The organism is Leptolyngbya sp. FACHB-711 (assembly GCF_014695615.1).
Lineage (GTDB): Bacteria > Cyanobacteriota > Cyanobacteriia > Elainellales > Elainellaceae > Leptolyngbya_A.
In genome coordinates, this window is record NZ_JACJOR010000191.1 from 1 (window position 1) to 18,549 (window position 18,549).

Below are 18,549 nucleotides of genomic sequence, written 5' to 3' on the forward strand. Positions count from 1 at the left end.
TTCAACGATTGCATACTAACGAGCAGTTTGAGGGAACGGGCATCGGCTTAGCCAATGTGCAGCGCATTATTCATCGGCATGGTGGCAAGGTCTGGGCAGAAGGAGAACTCGATCGCGGGGCTGCCTTCTACTTTTCGCTCCCCAACACCCCACACCAGGAGGCGACATGGAACTAAAGCGAATTTTACTGGTGGAAGATAGCGCGAGAGATATTGAGCTTATTCTGGCAGCCCTGGCAGAAAACTGTTTAGCCAATGAAGTCGTCGTGACGCGAGATGGGGAAGAAGCACTAGATTACCTTTATCGACGCGGCATTTACCGATTGCGGCGAGAAGGGCATCCGGGGGTGGTGCTGCTCGATCTGAAATTGCCTAAAGTTGATGGGCTGGAAGTGCTTGCCAAACTCAAGTCTGACCCAGAACTGAAAGCGGTACCCGTCGTGATCCTGACTTCTTCCCGCGAAGAAAAAGATCTAGTCAATAGCTACAACTTGAATACCAATGCTTATGTGGTCAAACCCGTCGATTTTCATGAGTTTGTCGAAGCGATTAAGGAGCTAGGGTTGTTCTGGGCAGTCGTCAACCAACCGCCTCCTGGTGCACTTCCACCTGCTCGCCCTGTTCCCCAAGATTAAACCTGCGATGACCCTACTCCGTTTCCTGTTGCTTGAAGATAGTGCGATCGATGCTGATCTGATCCAGGCTGTGTTGCTGGAAGGCGGACTGGACTATGAACTGGTGCAGGTGCAAACCCGGCAGGATTTTATAGCGGCGATCGCCCAGCATGATTTCGATCTGATTCTGGCAGACTACTCGCTGCCCTCGTTTGATGGATTTTCTGCGCTAAAAATTGCCCGTGAACAGTGCCCCGATATCCCTTTTCTCTTTGTTTCGGCGACATTGGGAGAAGAAGTGGCCGTAGAGATGCTCAAAAGCGGTGCAACTGATTATGTACTGAAACAGCGGCTAGAGCGATTGGTTCCCTCGGTTCAGCGTGCCCTTAAAGAAGCAGAAGAACGAAAAGCTCGTAAGCACGCTGAAGCGCGGCTGGTGAACTATGCGAATCGCCTGCAAATGCTGGCAGAAACCTCTCGCATCTTCTCAGAAGCCATTCTGGATTTTCAAACCCTGCTGGATACGGTCTGCCGCCAAGTTGGGAACTTGATTGGAGAGGTCTGCATTCTGCAACTGATTTCTGATGATGGTAAGTGGCTCCAGATTCGGGCAGTTTATCATCCCACGCCTGAAGCGATCGCCCTGCTGCGACACCTGGGCAATACCTTTCCACAGCGAGCCAATGAAGGGCTATCTGCCCGAGTTCTACATACTCAGCAATCCCTGCGTTTGCCGATCGCGACTGCTACAGAATCCTTTGCCCCTTTCACAGCAGACTATTCACCCTATCTAGAGCAATTTGCCATTCACAGTCTGATGATTGTGCCGCTTCAAGTCCGCGAACGGAGCATTGGCAGCTTGATCTTAATTCGAGAGGCCCCCAATCAGCCTTATACCCACGACGATCAAATCTTCCTGCAAGATATTGCCGATCGCGCGGCACTGGCGATCGATAATGCTCACCTTTATCAAAAATCGCAGGAAGCCAACCGCATCAAAGATGAATTTCTGGCGATGTTGTCCCACGAGCTGCGATCGCCCCTCAACGCCATTATTGGCTGGCTGAGCCTCCTTCGCAATCGCCAGTTTGACGCTCCTACCACCACTCGTGCCTTAGAAACGGTTGAACGCAATGCCAGGGCACAGGCAAGACTGGTTGAAGATTTGCTTGACGTATCCCGGGTTCTGCAAGGTAAACTCCGCCTCACCCTCCGACCGCTGGAGCTACTGCCCGTGGTTGAAGCCGCGATTGAAACCGTGCGCCCAACCGCAGAAGCCAAAAATATTCAGCTCCACGTCACTACAAACTCTCAGATTGGGCAGATTTCAGGAGATTCAGAACGATTGCAGCAGGTCGTTTGGAACCTACTCAGCAATGCAGTCAAATTCACACCGCAGGGTGGGCAAGTGGAGGTGCGACTAGAGCAAATTGATGGAGGCGTGGGAGAATATGCCATCCCCCCATCTCCCCATTCCCGTCACGCTCAAATTACCGTCACTGACACTGGACAGGGCATCAAGCCCGAATTTCTCCCCTACGTGTTCGATCGCTTTCGACAGGCAGATAGTTCAATTACCCGCACGCATGGCGGCTTGGGCTTAGGTTTGGCGATCGTGCGGCATCTGGTTGATTTACACGGAGGGAGTGTTGCTGCCAATAGTATGGGCGAAGGGAGGGGAGCAACCTTCACCGTGAAGCTACCGCTGCTTGCTTCAAGACTGGAGTTCAAGCAGACAAAACCCAGCTCTTCTGAAATTGATGTGGCTGACCCGTTTGGTTGTCCGGCTCAATTCAATAGGCTGCGAATCCTCATCATTGATGATGATCAAGATGCCCGCATCCTGCTGCTTTCAATTCTGCAAGAGTGTGGAGCTGAAGTGATTGCTGCTGCATCTGCCAGCGAAGGACTCTCAGCCTTAACCAGTGCAGTCAAACCATTCAACTTACTGATTAGCGATATTGGGATGCCGGGTGAGGATGGCTATACGCTCTTAAAGCAAGTGCGCGCGCTCAACCCTGAGCAGGGTGGACAAATTCCGGCGATCGCAGTGACTGCCTATGCCAGGGAAGAAGATCGCCAAGCCGCTTTCTCAGCAGGGTTTCAAGATCATCTGGCTAAACCCATTAACCCAACCCAGCTCATTGCGCTAATTGCCAATCTGGCTAACCGAACCAGCGATGCAGTTAACCTCAGTGGAAGCGTTACTTACTCTGTTGGTTCTTAGGATGCTGCTTAAAGCTTGTCATCGCACGGCGTTGCATAATTACGGCGTTGCATAATTAGGGTATGAATTAGGACTGATTTCCGTGCAGTGCCCAGAGTGGGGCCCAGAGTGCGGCTCGATTCATAGCCGTAGGAACGCAATCAAGAAGCTAAACAAAATCACTCGATTCGATTGCTACTGCAATACCTCAGATTTGGTAATGTACCTGTCCCTAAATCCCTCAAACTTAGCGAAGATTCTGTTTTGGTTAAAACCATACGATTGGGTGATTTAATCTAGGTTAATCTTCGATTAAAATCCCATTCTGGCTCAGGGTTCAGTCTTTCAATTTGAAGTTAGAGGCTATGTTTGAAGCACAACAGGGTGAATCAGCAAACTCAATAGCTCAACTTCCCCAACCATTGGAAGCGTACGCTCACCAGGTCATTGCGGAACAATATCGCCGTATCGTTAAGCAAGAAAAGAAGGTACTGGCAGATAAAAATCCAGAAGCATTACATCAGATGCGGGTTGGAACCCGTCGCCTCCGGACTGCCCTCCAAGTCTTTGATGGTGCGATCGAGCTTCCCAAAGCGGGCAGTGCTTTACTTCAATATCCGTCCTTGTATAGCAATGAAGACAAAATGGTCGCTAAGGCTGAAAGGCTTGCTGATAGGAGCCTACAGGAGTAGCCTGCCGTTTTCGTCATTGGGTTTCATAATGAGATTTGCTTGTTAAAAGGATGTCAGATTTAGTGTGGTTAATATTCACTGTCGTCCTTTTGCACTAACGCTACAACAGTTTTTATCACCACCTCTGGATCCACAGGTTTGCTCAAATGCTGTTGAAATCCAGCTTGTAGCGCTTGCTGTTGATCTAGATCTCTAGCGTAAGCCGTCAGGGCGATTGCCTTGACTTGTCCTCCTTGCTCAGGTGGCAGTCTCCTAATCTGTCGCATCAACATATAGCCATCCATGTCAGGCATGCCAATGTCGCTCAGGAGTATATCAGGCGGAGACTGCGTTAATGCTAAAAATCCTTCGCTGGCGGTCGCAGCAGTGGTGACGCTGGCACCTGCCTGCTCCAGAACAAACGCCACAAACTCGCATGAATCAACTTCGTCATCAATCACCAAAACTTGAACGCCCTCTAAAGGACTGAGTGTTGAATGCTGAGTGTTGAATGCTAAACCCTCAGTCCTCAGTCCTTGGTTCTCAGTCCTTGGCAGTGGTAGTTTGACTGTGAACGTTGCTCCCATACCTTCACCTCTACTGGCTGCCTGTACTGTGCCGCCGTGAAGTTCAACCAAGTGACGTGCGATCGCTAAACCCAGTCCTAATCCCCCAAATCTACGAGTGGTTGTACTATCTGCTTGGCGAAAGTAATCGAAGACGTAGGGTAAGAACTCAGCAGGAATCCCTTCTCCGGTATCACTGACCGTGATTTGGGCTTGATGATCGGTCTGTGCTAGTCGCACCTCAACTTGACCCCCTGCGGGTGTGAACTTAACCGCATTAGAGAGCAGGTTCCACACCACTTGCTGTAAACGAGTTGCATCGCCTGAAACCTGTCCAACCTCAGACAAGCTGAATTTCATCTGAATCGATTTGGCTTCTGCTGCGAGTCGCACTGTTTCGAGTGCTGCTTTAATAATGACTGCCAAATCAACTGGACTGACATTGAGAGCTAATTTGCCTTGGAGAATTCGGGAGACATCCAACAAATCCTCAATCAATTCCGCTTGCAGTTTGGCGTTGCGTTCAATGGTGGCGATCGCTTGCTTGGTCTTTGCTTCGTCTAGGTTGCCGTTTTGCAGCAGTCTTGACCAACCCAGAATGGGATTGAGCGGCGATCGCAACTCATGAGAGAGCACGGCGAGAAATTCATCTTTAATGCGGTTCGCTTGCTCGGCTTCTTGTCGTGCTGCTTGCTCCCGGACAAGCAGTTGCTCCCGTTCTGCTTCAGCTTGTTTGCGATCACTAATATCACTAACGAAAATGGTGACACCCTTTGCAAAGGGATAAATGCGATTCTCAAACCAGCGTTGGATGGGTGGATAAAAAAGTTCGACTCGAACAAAGATTTGTTCAGTTACGGCACGATGCACAGCAGTATCAAAGGGCGTGTTCACGACTTCAGGAAACAACTTCCAGATGCAGTGCCCCAGCAACTCTTCCTGAGTCTTGCCCGTTACTGCGGATACTTGCTCATTCACAAAGGTATAGCGCCATTCGCGATCGAGCACAATGAATTGATCATTAATCCCAGCCAAAACGCTTTCTAATCTAGCTCTAATGGTTTCTGCTTCCATCCGGAGCAAATGCTCTTGCTGGGTTGCTTCTCGCCGCAATTGAGCCAGTTTTAGACTTGCCTCCACTCGCGCGATTAACTCACGGGCAGAAAAGGGTTTGGTCAGATAATCATCGGCTCCTGCTGCTAATCCCTCCACGCGGGCTTCTTCTCCCGCACGAGCAGACAGCAGAATGATGGGAACCTCTCTCGTTTGCGGATCGGCTCGCAGGGCTTGTAATAAGCCAAACCCATCCAGTTGCGGCATCATCACATCTGTCAAGACTAAATCTGGAACCCGCTGCCGAGCAGCCGCCAGAGCTTTAGCGCCATCTGATACTGCTTCTACCTCGTATTGCTGACTTAAAAGCCGCTTGACGTAATCGCGCATATCCGTGTTGTCGTCTGCTAAAAGAATCCGGGCAGCCGAGGGGGTAGGCACTGGAGAGTCAGGAGTGAGGGTCGGAAGTATTTCTTCCCGATTTCCGATTTCCGATTTCCCATTCCCTGCTTCAGGGAGCCAACGTAGGGCTTCTTCCACATAAGCGTTCGCACGTAATGCCGTTGATGATGAGGTGCGATCGGCATTAATGCGGTCTTGGGGCAAATGATCTGTTCCGGTTGGAATAGTGATTGTGAAGCAGGTTCCTTGCCCTTCCACACTGGCAACGTCGATCGTGCCCTGGTGCAATCTCACTAACTCCTGAACCAGGGAAAGTCCAATTCCCGATCCCTCAAAGCTGCGCCCCTGTGCTCCTTTAACTCGATGAAACCGCTCAAACAGTTGAGGCAGTTCCCCAGCCGGAATACCAATACCCGTGTCCCGCACGGCTAGCTGAACATGGTTGCCTTGCCATTCCAGGTAAACTGAGATCTCTCCTGCAAAGGTGAACTTGAAGGCATTCGAGAGCAAATTGAGGACGATCTTTTCCCACAGTTCGCGATCGACATACACGGGTTTGGGTAACGGAGAACAATTGACAACCAGCCGAAGATTGGCGCGTTCGATCGCCGAACGGAAGACACCTGCCAATTCTGCGGTAAATTCTGCTAAATCTGTTGGTTCATAGACCACTTGACTTCTCCCAGATTCGATTCGAGAAAAGTCAAGGAGCGTATTGACCAGCTTCAACAACCGCAAGCCATTCCGTTGCACCATTTCAATTCGCGTTTGCTGATTTGCAAGCAGAGGTTCATCCCGATCGCTCAACGCATCTTCAATCGGACCCAGCATCAACGTCAGGGGTGTGCGAAACTCATGACTCACGTTGCTGAAAAACACGGTTTTAGCGCGATCGAGTTCGGCGAGTGCTTCAGCCCGTTTGCGTTCTTCTTCATAGGCCTGGGCATTGGCGATCGCCGTTGCTACATTGCTGGCAACCAGTTCAAAAAAGCCCTGGTACTCATCATTAAATGCACGTCGAGGGCTAACTCCAAGCACCAATAACCCTGATAATTGCTGCTTTTGCCCAGCTTGAACAATTGGCAAGACAATGGCAGATCGCGAAGGCTCATCCCAAGCTCCACCCGTTAGCCTCCCAAACCGGGTCATTAAATCATCAATAATTTCAAGGGTTCCTGTCCTGCGTACCTTGGCAAACTCCCAGTCATCATTTTCTTGAGTTAGGTCAACCTGTTTAGGACTGGCAGGAGTTTCGGCGTCTACCCTGACCGTTCCGACCAGATGAGCCTCTGTGCCAGCTTGTTCGACTAAGTACAGCAAGGCAAAGGGGATGTCGTAAGGGTTGTTTGCCAGAGTGGCACTGGCGATCCGACAGGTTTCCCCAACTGACTTGGCTTCCACTGTGTTTGCTGCTAGTTCTCGTAACGTTCTGAGTTGCCGTTCACCGATCACTCGCCGGGTGGTCTCAGTCACAGCAGTGAACGCCCCTCCAACCTCTCCTGTACTCAGGAAGATAGGGCTATAGGAGTAAGTGAAATAGGTTTCCTCGGTGAATCCATAGCGATCGACGAGCAGCAGCATATCTTCAGACCAGGTTGCTTGGGCTGTTTCCAGAACGCTGTGAAGCTGCACGCCAATAATGTCCCAAATTTCTGACCAAACTTCTTGTCCTGGTCGTCCGAGTGCGTTTGGGTGTTTAGTGCCTAGGATGGGTCGCCAAGCATCGTTATAAATCAACACAAGTTCCTTGCCCCACCAAATCACCATCGGAAAGCGGGAGTTTAAGCTAATACTTACGGCTGTTTTCAGGCTCGATGCCCAGCCGGAAAAGGGACCAAGCAATGTTTGTGACCAATCAAGGGCACGCATTCGAACTGCAAGCTCACTATCGCCTGGGAAGAAGCGCTCCAGTTCGTGATCGCTCAGATGGTCGGACTGGTTCATGCTGCTTCTCCTGTCGTATGCATTACCAATGTCATGCCCATTTCTCTTTCAACTAATCCGTCTAGCTAATTGGAAACTGATAGTACTGAATTATGTTGATTCATTTGGTGCTCTTCAGCAATGTGACGATCGTCTGCACTAATGCTTCTGGTTCCACAGGTTTGCTCAAATGTCTTTGAAAGCCAGACTCTAACGCCTTTTGTTGATCCAGATCTCTAGCGTAAGCCGTCAGCGCAATCGCCGGAATCTTGCCACCCCTGTTGGGAGGACGCGATCGGATCTGCTGCATCAGCATATACCCATCCATTTCTGCCATACCCACGTCACTCACAAGCACATTGGGAATGAACTGATCGAGGGCTTGCAGCGCTTCAAACCCAGAGACAACAGCTGTCACGCTTGCTCCACTTTGTTCTAAGAGAAACGCCTGAAGTTCACGAGCATCAGTCTCATCATCCACCAGCAAAATTTTCAAGTTTCTCAAGGGAGCCTCTGTCGTCACACTGTCATAGGGCGCATCTGTCTCGACTGATCGAGCTTGTGAACCGAGGGGTAGCTGTACAGTAAAGATTGCACCTTGATTCTCTCCTTCGCTCTCTGCCCAAACGGTTCCCCCGTGCATTTCCACAATTTGCCGCACGATCGCTAACCCTAGCCCCAATCCGCCAAACTTGCGAGTGGTTGTCGAATCTGCCTGCCGGAAGTACTCAAACACATGAGGTAGAAATTGCGGATCAATGCCTTTGCCGCTATCAATCACTCGAATCTGAGCTAGGTGATCGAGTTGTCGCAGTTCAATGGTCACTTGTCCACCGTTTGGTGTGAACTTAACGGCATTCGTGAGCAAGTTCCAGATCACTTGCTGTAACCGAGCTGCATCACCAGAAACAGGAGCGATTGCGGTTGTGAGGTCAAGCAAGATTTGAATTTGCTTGGCTTCTGCTGCCAACCGCACGGTTTCAATTGCTGCTGTAATCACAAACGTCAAACTGACAGGAGCTACGGTTAAGCTCAACTTGCCCTGCATGATGCGAGAGATGTCGAGTAGATCTTCAATCAGTTGCGTCTGGAGCTTGGCGTTACGCTCGATCGTTGCCAATGCTTCGCGTTGCTGAGTTGCATCTAATTTGCCGCTTTGCAGTAATCTTGTCCAACCCAAGATCGGGTTGAGGGGCGATCGCAACTCGTGAGAGAGCACTGCCAAAAATTCGTCTTTGATGCGATTTGCACGTTCAGCTGTCTCCCGTGCGGATTGTTCGCGCTGTAAGAGCTGTTCACGTTCCTTTGCGAGGTGCAAGCGGACAGCTTCGACCTGTTTGCGCTCAGTGATATTGTGGCTGACAGTTGCCAAACCAATTTGCTGGCCGTTTACGTCTTGGAGGTAAAAAACGTTGTACGTCATCCACAGCGCTTCACCTGTCTTGAAATGGCGAAAGCGAATTTCTACTTCTGCCTGTCCATCCTGCAACACACGCGGGAAAAAACTATTGAGGATAAAGTCTTGGTCCTCAGGAAAGAAAAATTCTCCAACTGGCGTTTCTCGATATTGCTGCACGTCCTCTAGCCCGACCATTTTTCTGCCTGCTTCATTGATGTAGAACGGCACAAAATTTAGGTCGCACATGCCAATGAAGTCTGTACTGCTATCAGCAAGGGAAGCAAACTTCTGGATCTCCAGTTGAGCTTGTTTGTGATCAGTAATATCTGTGTTGGTGCCAAACCAGCGCAAAACAGTTCCCGCTTCATCCCTAATCGGAATCGCGCGAGATAGAAACCATCGGTATTCTCCATCTTTGCTTCGCAGTGGAAAAGTATCTTCCCAGTGTTCACCCGTTTCAAAACAGCGGCGGACATACTTAACGACGCGATCAACGTAATCAGGATGATGCACCTGTTGCCAACCCCAGCCCTGCATTTGCTCCAGGGTGGTGCCCGTGTACTCAAACCAGCGGCGGTTGTACCAAAAGATCCAGCCGTTCGCGTCTGCCATCCACGCAAATTGAGAGATATTATCTGCTAGGGTGCGGAAATGCTCCTCACTCTCGCGCAATGCGACTTCTGCAAGTTTGCGATCGGTAATGTCAATGGCAGCCCCATAAATCACTTGTTCTTCTAGCTGAGGCTTTGCTCTCCAAAGCAACCAGCGATAAGAACCATCTTTGTGGCGATAGCGGTTTTCAAACGCTAAGGTTTCGTTGCCAGAGAAAAGACTATCTGTTTCCAAGACGGATGGGTTGATGTCGTCTGGGTGGACAAAATCTGTCCAAGGACGGGAGGTTATTTCGTCAGGTTTCCAACCGAGCAACCGTTCAAAAGTGGGACTAACCCACTGAAAGTACCCATCAGTTCTCGTGATTACTTGCAAATCTGAGGCGACAGCAAAAAACTGCTCCCGCTCTTGCTCAACCTTTTTGCGTTCGTCTTCGACGCGCTTCGCTTCGCTGATGTTTGTAAATAGAATGGCAAACTGGTGGTTCTGCGGCTCATTGACGCAAAAAGCATTGACATTAAACCAACGATTCAGGGCGATCGACTGCTGCTCGAACCGTACAGATTTGCCTGTTTGTACAACGCTGCCGTAAATCTCAACCCAATCGTTCTCTAAATCGGGAACGAGTTGCCGTGCCGTTTTACCCACTGCTGACTCTAAGCCCGTGAGCTTGGCAAAGGTGGGATTGACTTTCAGAAATCGATAATCATGGGGTTTACCATGCTCATCAAACAGCATTTCGCAAATGCAAAAGCCTTCATCAATTGACTCAAACAGCGTGCGGTATTCTTCTTCCGACTGGGCAATCTTCTGGGCTGCCAATCGCAGTTCCAATTCATCGACCACCATAGCGGCTAAATCCACCAGGGTCGCTTGCTGCTCTGCGGTGAATGGGTCGCGGGGCTGACTGTCGAGTAGACACAGGGTTCCGAGATTAAAGCCGTCGTGACTGAGCAGGGGCGCACCTACGTAAAACCGCACTCCCGGTTCACTTTGGACGAAGGGATTACAGGCAAAGCGATCGTCGAGCCGAGCATCGGGGATAATCAGCGGCTCATCAGTCAGCACTGCAAAGCTGCAAAGTGTCGCATCACGGGACACTTCATTTGCACCGAAGCCAACGCAGGACTTAAACCAGGCTCTTGACTCATCAAGCAATGAAATGAGCGCGATCGGCATATCAAATAGCCGTGCTGCCAAGCGAGTGATGCGATCGAATGCAGCTTCGGGTGGCGTGTCGAGAATTTTGTAGCGATGTAGGGCTGCCAACCGTTCTGCTTCGTTTGCGGGAATCGGCGGGGTGAAAGGTTTTTGCGACACTGGGTCAGTCATAGAATCAGCGGGGGCAGTGAACTCAGAATTGAGGTTGGAATGAGGAATGAATAGTGAACGGATTCTAGCCAGTGCATCATGCGTTTGCTTTCCTATCCGGGAAATATTTGCCTCGAATGGCCTGGCTGCGTTCCCGCAACGTCGCATTGGGGGACTGAGACAACTGGTTTAGCAACATGTCAATTTGCTTAAGTGCTAAAGGAGAAGGCGTAGCGCGTCCATTCTCCCAACGATTAATGGTGGCAAAGGTCATGCCTAATTCGTCAGCAAACTTTTCCTGCGATAGCTGCATTGCATGGCGCAGTTCTCGCACGAGTTGAGCGATCGCGGGTTGTTGCAGCCGACGCGGTTTGGGTGTGAGGAGCATCTCATGGACAATTATATAGAGCTACATACCACCTTTGGCGGAAATCGTCTTCCTGTCTACTATCCAGAGTCAGAAGCATTTTGCTGTTGATAAACTTTGAGCTGTTTTCAGTTCTCCAGCCCTAGGTGGTTCAAAGCAATCATCATCATTGTTCAGAACGAACGACAGGAATAGCTAGTTAGCATCAAGAGAGGTGATGGACTCATCTATGAAGGTGGAGAACCTGAGGTGCCGCTGTCTGGGAGGGTAAAGACGATGTTTTTAAGTATTAGAAAGCAATACTCTGATTAAGACCCTCTGAAGGTATGAATCCGTATTGGTTTATTTATCATTTACAGTTTGATGCTATTACAGGAAAATTAGAACGTCATTATACTGGTTCAACTATTAAGCATTTGACTGGTGCTTCACTCTCGCATTATGTAGTGAAAGTACCAAGTATTAAGGAACAGAATAAGGTTAAACGAATTAAGAACTTAATGGAGCTTATTGGAGAACTTAGAAACTCATCTACTCAAATAACTAAAAGTTTAGATGTCCTCAATCAGTCAACCCTTGCCAAGGCCTTTCGAGGTGAACTAGTTGAGCAAGCTCCAATGATGAACCTGCTTCCGTGTTGCTCGATCGAATTCGGACAGAGCGAGAAAAAGTGCAGGGTAGCAAAGGCACAAAAGGACGGAAGAGCCGCAGCCCTACGAACTTTGCCATCAAGAGATGCTCGCTCTCACCGAACACCACTTGATTCCTGGCCAAAAGACGAAACGCAAGGGGCTTGACCCAGCCCCACAATTCAAATTTGCTCTGCCTGCCACCGACAAATCCATAGGCTCTACGACAACTCCCATTTGGGATTACACCTGAATACTCTAGAGAAGCTAAAGCAAGACCCACAGCTACAAGAATTTCTTGCCTGGGTTCACAGACAAGACCCAAACAAGAGAGTAAAAATGGATTGAAAGCGTTGAACCTTGCCTGAAACAGTTAAGATCAGTTCCAGATTGGCAATCTGTCGTGGGTGAACTGGAGTGATGAGTTTCGCTGCTTCAGTTCACCCAATTGTTGTTTAGAACAAACGATGGGACAGAGCAATATGAATCAGCAGTTGCCCCAGTTTATTCATCATGTTGTCGATCGATTGCAGGCAATTGAGGGAATTGTGGCGATCTCACTGGGAGGCTCAAGGGCAAGAGGCAACCACACCTCAAAGTCAGACGTAGATCTGGGGCTTTATTACCAGCCCGAGAATCCGCCTGATCTCCTTGCTCTGAATCACCTTGCCTCTAAACTGGACGATAGCCATCGTACAAACTTGATCACCCCAATCGGTGAGTGGGGAACGTGGATTAACGGCGGAGGGTGGCTCAAGGTGGAAGGCATTCCAGTCGATTTTCTTTATCGGAACGTGGCTCAGGTAAATCAGGTCATCGATAACTGTCATGCTGGAAAAATCACGATCGACTACCAACCTGGGCACCCCCACGGCTTTGTATCTTCAATTTACATGGGTGAAGTCGCCCTTTGTCTGCCACTTCATGATCCAAATGGCGTTTTAGCTGCTTTGAAGGTTAAGACAATACCTTATCCGGCAAAACTTGCGGAGGCAACCATTAACAAATTCGCTTGGGAAATCAGTTTCTCGCTAGTGGTTGCTCAAAAAGCAGTTGCACGGGGTGATGTTGCCTATGCCGCAGGCTGCTGTTTTCGCAGTGTGGCATGTATGAATCAGGTTCTATTTGCGCTGAATGAGGTGTACCTGCTGAATGAGAAGGGTGCTGTGGCACTTGCTAATGGCTTTACGCTTTGTCCTGCGGACTATCAAAGACGAATCGAGTCAGTGTTTGCATTGTTAGCGGCTGACGCAGAATCGACCAGGGGGGTGGTAGGCCCTTCGGGCATCAGCGAAGCTACCGCTATCCTGGATGAAATTGAGCAGGAATTGAGTCAATGGTATGGCGATCGGCGTTTAACAATGTAAAATGCAACGGATTTTGAATTCCTTGCATCTTATCTCTGCAATTCTGATTGCCTCTTCAAGTCTGGATATCCTGCTATAAAGGGGAATTGTTGAGGTTGGAGATCTGAGAATGACGCTTGAGGTTCCGAGGTTAAAGTTTGAAGTTCGGAAGTCGAAATTCCGTGTTTGGAAGTCCAAGTTTTGCCTGCCGAGCGCAGATGTTGGAGTTCAAAGGTCAAAACTTCGGCTTCTAAGGTTGGAGTTTTGTGTTTTGGGGTCAAATGGTGATGTATGGAAGGCGATCGGGGAGAGCAGATGAATCAATCCAGTATTCACGGAGGTTGCCTTTGCAAAACGGTGACATTTGAAGTGAACCCGCCGTTCCAGAAAATGGTTCATTGCCACTGCTCACGGTGTCGCAAAGGTACGGGCACGGGTCACGCCACCAATCTAACTGTTGAACCCAGCCAGTTCCGATGGCTTTCAGGGGAGGAAGACATCACCCGGTATGACCTTTCCACGGCAAAGAGCTTCGGCAAATGGTTTTGCCGTCATTGCGGATGTCCCGTCCCACGTCTCGCGCGCAACGGTAAGATCATGGTGATTCCGGCAGGCTCGTTGGATACCGTCCCACCTATCACTCCGACAGATCACATCTTCTGGGCATCGAGAGCGCCGTGGGGCTGTACGAGCGGCGGGCTGCCCACCCATGCCGAGTATCCAGAGTCATGGTAGAGCTAGAACGTGCCTAATGCGATGGAACTTGAAACCACACATCTCCGCCTTGTGCTGCAATCGACCGAAGAGATTCTCGCCCAGATTGAGACGATGAGCCCTGCAGATCAGGCTGAGGTTTCCCTTGGCTGGCTTGCACAGCTTCGGGCTGCCTCATCTGCGAACCCGTGGACACATGGCTTCGCGATCGTGCTTAAGACGAGCGGTGCCGTCATTGGCAGCTGTGGGTACAAAGGTCCACCCAATTCCGATCGCGTCGTTGAAATTGCCTACGGCGTGGATGCCGATCACCAAGGGCGTGGGTATGCGACTGAGGCAGCAGCAGCCCTGACCCGCTATGCCTTAGAGAGTTCTCGGGTGCGGTTAGTTTGTGCCCACACACGGCCGGAGGAGAATGCTTCAACGCGGGTTCTTACCAAGTGTGGCTTCCGCTGGGCTGGAGAGGTGAACGATCCGGAGGACGGTCTTGTGTGGCGGTGGGAGCGTACAAGTGGCGTAACCTGACCCTGCTTGTAGGGAACGAAAGTCCGGGCAGATACGTTGAAAGTGCAGATTTTTTTGCAACTATTCATGCCGACCAAAAATTAAGTAGGAAGCAGTTTACCGATATCTGGACAGATACTATACAGTAAGCGTCAATCTCTCTGGCTCATCACCAAACCCATGACCCAACTCGATCAATCTGCGCTGAATGCTCGAAATTATCTACTTGCTTTGTTTCTGCTGCTCTGCGTCTTAGACACTGCATTAGTGATCATCGCCAAGGATAAGTGGGCGATTGGTCGCATCTTATTCACAATTGCAGTGATGTATTTTGTTATACAGGGACGGAAATGGGCTAAATGGCTTTTGGTGGGCATCTGTAGTTTACTGGTTGTCGTTCTAATCGCGATGGTGCTTGCGCTTAGTTCAAAACTCTCGACTATCCTGATGATTGGAAGTCTAATGATGGTTATTCTCAGCACTGTTATTCCCATTTATATGATCAGCAATAAAGATTTGAACCGTTATTTTTCTTATAAACGGCAAGCTTAATTTCTAACAGCTCCCATACAAGAAATTCGTCTCAACAGTACTGCCTAACAACGCTTATGCATATCGATCGTTGAAAGAGGATCAGTTGTGATGCAAAGACTATTTCCGGCGGGTAATGGCCATGTTAGCAACACTATCCAACATCACCTTCACAACCAATCTATGGAAGTTCCAACGACTGCACTGACCACTCATCAACTGTTCATCAGCAGAGCCGTACCGCATTTTGCAGCAGACTCGCGATTGGTGGGTGTTGCAGCAGCAGGTTCTTGGGCGGAGAACTCAATGGACGAGTTCAGTGATCTTGATTTGATCATTGCCGTGGAGCCTGAAAGCTTTGAACAGGTCATGTCTGAGCGACAGAGCATTGCTGCATCACTCGGAGAGTTATTGGTATCGTTTACTGGAGAGCATGTGGGTGAGCCACGGGTATTGATCTGCCTTTACAACTTACCGCTATTGCATGTCGATCTCAAATTTTTGCCCATTACTGATGTTGCAACGCGAGTCGATGAGCCAGTGGTTCTTTGGGAACGTGACGATCGTCTATCACAGGCTTATGCTGCTAGCACCGGTACGTATCCCTTACCCAATGAGCAGTGGATCGAGGATCGATTCTGGATATGGATTCACTATGGAACTGGCAAAATCGCGCGAGGAGAACTATTTGAGGCGCTAGACTTCATTTCATATCTCCGTAGTACGGTTCTTGGTCCTTTGGGACTCCTGCAAGCAGGATGCAAACCCTCAGGTGTTCGGAAGATTGAGCAACTTACACCTAACCTAGCTGAAGCTCTTAAAGGCACGGTTGCTCCGCACGATCGGGAGAGTTGTTATCTTGCATTGGAACGCTGCATTGAAATTTATCGATCGTTCCGTTCAGCAACAGTGATCCAGCATGAAGCGGCTGAGGAAGCGGCTGTTGAATATTTGAGGACGATGCGTGCACATCAAGTCTAAGATTCTCACTCACCCTGATTAATACACAAAGTCTGCGATCGTATGACGGGTATGATTTTGACTGCACTGGCTGTCGAACTCATTATGAGGTGATCAGTGTTCAACAATGGCTCAGTTAAGGATTAACATGAGGCAAAGGCGCTGCACTAACCCCCTACAATCTGCTCGTGCCCTGCTCCCTTCTGGTGACGGGTGAGCTTGGTTGTTAGCTGGCTGTATAGGAGGGGTAACTGCTGCTCACGAGGAGGTCGGATGGAATTGACGAGCGTGGTGGTCTATGTGGAGGATGGAGCGGTGCCAGCCGCTCTTGAGTTTTACGAGTGTGCGCTTGGACTGACGCGCCGCTTCTACGACCCCGACTACCAGTTTGGGGAGTTAACGGGGTGCGGAGCTGTTACTCTGGCGGTGGCGGCGCACTTGACAGGGGAGCGTTTGATGCCAGCGGGCTATGAACGACCGAGCTTGCAGACGCGCGTGGCGAACATTGAGGTGGCCTTTACAACGGACGATGTGCGCGGTGCGTTCAGGCGTGCTGTCGCGGCAGGGGCGCAGGTGCTTGCGGAGCCATACGTGCTGCCTTGGGGGCAGGAGGTTGCTTATGTCCGTGCGCCGGACGGTACGCTATTGGGATTGTGTGCACCGCTGCCTGCTCCTGGAATTGGAGAAAGCACGCCCGCTCCGCTGGTTCCCTAATCAATCGTCGCAACTGACGCATCGGCTCAAAGCTTCTCGGTATTCACGGCTTCACGCAGTCCGTTGTGCAGCTAAACTCAGGCATCAAACCCAAACTGCACTCGACCGGGAAAGCTAACCCATCAGTAGCCCTACCCACACCCGAGCAGCAGTGTCAGATGATGGAAGGCACGATCGCCACACAATTTAAGACGATCGCAGCCGCAGAGCAAGGAACTTTTTCTGTTCTACCCCTTGACCCTGACGTGGCGTAAGGTTTCTACCATAGATTCATTCACAGATGGTTGGCTCCAATTGGAAAGGAGGGAGTGAATGTACGTTTTGCTTTAAGCGTGGGGTGTTGTGGGCTTACTATCCGCCAGAGCAGGTCGTTTTCATCACGAATGAGCACACAACCGTTTATACCAGGGATGAGACTATCCATAAACATCATTGCGCGATTTGCGGATGCAGTACCCACAACGAATTGCGCTTTACGTGGGGCGAAAACGGACCCGATTTCACTCGATCGCAGGTCGCTGTTAATGCAAGGCTGTTTGACGATTTCGGCCTTGCGGCAGTGCGGGTTGAACATCTTGACGGACGAAATCTCTGGTAGTCGCTGGAAGCGAGAAAAGCGATCGATCTGAGAGTGTGAGTCCCAATAACCAATGGCTGATGACCATTCCTCAACTATCTCTTGACAACCTTCAGTAGTACATTTATACTATTACTTGATTAACTGCGCGGTTAAATACTTCCCATCTCAATGCCCACCGACCCATTGAGCATCACCTTTTCTGCCCTGGCTGATCCCACCCGTCGTGCCATCCTGGTTCATCTGACAAAAGGCGAAGCCTCAGTAATGGAACTAGCCCAGCCCTTTGAGCCTGCCTGCTATTTCCAAACATCTTAAGGTACTAGAACGGGCTGGATTGATTACATGGGGTCGAGACAAGCAATGGCGGCCCTGCCGGCTAGAGGCAGAACCACTTAAGGGTGTGGATCACTGGCTGGAACAATACCGTCAATTCTGGGAGCAGAGTTATGGAGAAAAATCATGGCTGCAAAAGACGGGGTAATTAACGGCAACACCGAAAAACGAACTGACGATCGCGCGTGTGTTTGCTGCACCCCGCAGCCTTGTATTCAGAGTTTGGACTCAGCCAGAGCATTTTGCTCGTTGGTTAGGTCCCGAGGATTTTAGAGCGATCGCTTGTTAGATGAACGTGCAAGTGGGCGGCATTTATCGAGCCTGTATTCGTTCACTTGAAGGCACTGATCATTGGATGCAGGGAGTCTACCGCGAAGTTATTGAGCCAGAACGATTGGTTTTAACCTTTGCCTGGGAGGATGAGGATAATCAACCCAAACATGAAACTTTGGTTACTGTAACCTTTACAGAGCAGGGTAATCAGACGCTGATGACCTTCCTGCTGTATTTTCACGAGTTCGGCACCAGATTCACCGACAACTTTGGCAGGTCTAAACCTATTAATTCAAGGAGTACATCATGAAATTGAGTCCCTATTTGATGTTCAACGGTCAATGTGAGGCAGCGTTTAAGTTCTATGAGCAATGCTTGGGTGGGAAAATTACAGCGATGATGACGTTCGGAGAAGCACCCGATCCATCAACGGTCGAGCAGACACCACCGGAATGGCACAACAAAATCATGCACACCAGCCTGCACTTTGGCGATCAGGAATTGATGGGTTCTGATAGCCCACCCCAATACTATGAAGAAGCGAAAGGGTTTTCTGTCTCGATTAGCCTGGATGACCCAGCAGAAGCGGAACGTATCTTTCATACCCTGGCAGAAAACGGTACGGTACGAATGCCACTCCAGCAAACCTTCTGGGCTTACCGTTTCGGGATGCTGGTCGATCAATTTGGCACTCCCTGGATGATTAACTGTGATCAGGCTGCTTAATAGACTTGTCGGGAAATAAGCAAGAATAGAAGGCAGAAATGGGATAAGCAAATGCTGGATATTGAACGGGTGCTGACACAAGACCGCTTGCTGCGCGCTTTAACTGGCTTGAATCG

The 18,549-nt window shown here is 49.9% G+C and carries 18 protein-coding genes and 1 pseudogene; 16 read left to right on the forward strand and 3 right to left on the reverse strand.

The genetic code is table 11. The annotated features are described in order from the left end of the window. Positions 1-8: 8 nt before the first annotated feature. The 4 genes from H6F80_RS06990 to H6F80_RS07005 all read left to right on the forward strand — a co-directional run bounded on the left by H6F80_RS06990 (position 9) and on the right by H6F80_RS07005 (position 3,511). Positions 9-176, forward strand: coding sequence for an ATP-binding protein (locus H6F80_RS06990; protein WP_242067211.1), 168 nt, complete (start codon positions 9-11; stop codon positions 174-176). Then, positions 167-634, forward strand: coding sequence for a response regulator (locus tag H6F80_RS06995; RefSeq protein ID WP_190790868.1), 468 nt, complete (start codon positions 167-169; stop codon positions 632-634). Before H6F80_RS06990 ends, H6F80_RS06995 begins: the two co-directional genes overlap by 10 nt. 7 nt (positions 635-641) lie before the next feature. Continuing rightward, positions 642-2,840, forward strand: a complete 2,199-nt coding sequence (locus H6F80_RS07000) for a hybrid sensor histidine kinase/response regulator (protein WP_190790869.1) — start codon at positions 642-644, stop codon at positions 2,838-2,840. A 344-nt stretch (positions 2,841-3,184) separates the two neighbouring features. Then, on the forward strand, positions 3,185-3,511 hold the full coding sequence (locus H6F80_RS07005) for a CHAD domain-containing protein (protein ID WP_190790870.1): 327 nt from the start codon (positions 3,185-3,187) through the stop codon (positions 3,509-3,511). A gap of 68 nt (positions 3,512-3,579) precedes the next feature. Here the strand turns inward: H6F80_RS07005 and H6F80_RS07010 are convergent, their stop codons facing one another. The 3 genes from H6F80_RS07010 to H6F80_RS07020 form a co-directional block, all read right to left on the reverse strand. Next, complete coding sequence (locus H6F80_RS07010; RefSeq protein WP_190790871.1) at positions 3,580-7,455, reverse strand: ATP-binding protein; 3,876 nt, start codon at positions 7,453-7,455, stop codon at positions 3,580-3,582. A 100-nt stretch (positions 7,456-7,555) separates the two neighbouring features. Next, complete coding sequence (locus tag H6F80_RS07015; protein ID WP_190790872.1) at positions 7,556-10,777, reverse strand: hybrid sensor histidine kinase/response regulator; 3,222 nt, start codon at positions 10,775-10,777, stop codon at positions 7,556-7,558. 76 nt (positions 10,778-10,853) lie between these two features. Next, a complete protein-coding gene (locus H6F80_RS07020; RefSeq protein ID WP_190790873.1) occupies positions 10,854-11,144 on the reverse strand; it encodes a helix-turn-helix domain-containing protein in 291 nt (96 codons plus the stop codon). Between the two features lie 305 nt (positions 11,145-11,449). Between H6F80_RS07020 and H6F80_RS07025 the strand changes: the two genes are divergently transcribed. The 12 genes and pseudogenes from H6F80_RS07025 to H6F80_RS07085 all read left to right on the forward strand — a co-directional run bounded on the left by H6F80_RS07025 (position 11,450) and on the right by H6F80_RS07085 (position 18,433). After that, positions 11,450-11,920, forward strand: a complete 471-nt coding sequence (locus H6F80_RS07025; protein WP_190790874.1) for a restriction endonuclease subunit S — start codon at positions 11,450-11,452, stop codon at positions 11,918-11,920. Positions 11,921-12,219: 299 nt separating this feature from the next. After that, positions 12,220-13,119, forward strand: coding sequence for a nucleotidyltransferase domain-containing protein (locus H6F80_RS07030; protein ID WP_242067208.1), 900 nt, complete (start codon positions 12,220-12,222; stop codon positions 13,117-13,119). Positions 13,120-13,413: 294 nt separating this feature from the next. Next, complete coding sequence (locus H6F80_RS30660; protein ID WP_190790875.1) at positions 13,414-13,833, forward strand: GFA family protein; 420 nt, start codon at positions 13,414-13,416, stop codon at positions 13,831-13,833. A 21-nt stretch (positions 13,834-13,854) separates the two neighbouring features. Beyond that, a complete protein-coding gene (locus H6F80_RS07040; RefSeq protein WP_190790876.1) occupies positions 13,855-14,337 on the forward strand; it encodes a GNAT family N-acetyltransferase in 483 nt (160 codons plus the stop codon). A gap of 159 nt (positions 14,338-14,496) precedes the next feature. Continuing rightward, positions 14,497-14,868, forward strand: coding sequence for a hypothetical protein (locus H6F80_RS07045; protein ID WP_190790877.1), 372 nt, complete (start codon positions 14,497-14,499; stop codon positions 14,866-14,868). Between the two features lie 162 nt (positions 14,869-15,030). Continuing rightward, positions 15,031-15,828: an aminoglycoside 6-adenylyltransferase gene (locus tag H6F80_RS07050; RefSeq protein WP_190790878.1), complete on the forward strand. Its 798-nt coding sequence runs from the start codon at positions 15,031-15,033 to the stop codon at positions 15,826-15,828. Positions 15,829-16,122: 294 nt separating this feature from the next. Beyond that, the gene (locus H6F80_RS07055; RefSeq protein WP_190790879.1) at positions 16,123-16,521 is read left to right on the forward strand and encodes a VOC family protein; all 399 of its coding nucleotides are present in this window, start codon (positions 16,123-16,125) and stop codon (positions 16,519-16,521) included. A gap of 65 nt (positions 16,522-16,586) precedes the next feature. Continuing rightward, the gene (locus tag H6F80_RS07060) at positions 16,587-16,775 is read left to right on the forward strand and encodes a hypothetical protein (protein WP_190790880.1); all 189 of its coding nucleotides are present in this window, start codon (positions 16,587-16,589) and stop codon (positions 16,773-16,775) included. Between the two features lie 26 nt (positions 16,776-16,801). Beyond that, positions 16,802-17,119 (forward strand): GFA family protein, encoded by a 318-nt coding sequence (locus H6F80_RS07065; RefSeq protein WP_190790881.1) that lies wholly within the window; start codon positions 16,802-16,804, stop codon positions 17,117-17,119. Between the two features lie 150 nt (positions 17,120-17,269). Continuing rightward, positions 17,270-17,416, forward strand: coding sequence for a hypothetical protein (locus H6F80_RS31145; RefSeq protein ID WP_242067210.1), 147 nt, complete (start codon positions 17,270-17,272; stop codon positions 17,414-17,416). Positions 17,417-17,621: 205 nt separating this feature from the next. Next, a pseudogene (locus tag H6F80_RS07080) lies at positions 17,622-18,017 on the forward strand (SRPBCC domain-containing protein). Then, positions 18,014-18,433, forward strand: a complete 420-nt coding sequence (locus H6F80_RS07085; protein WP_190790884.1) for a VOC family protein — start codon at positions 18,014-18,016, stop codon at positions 18,431-18,433. Before H6F80_RS07080 ends, H6F80_RS07085 begins: the two are co-directional and overlap by 4 nt. Positions 18,434-18,549: the final 116 nt, after the last annotated feature.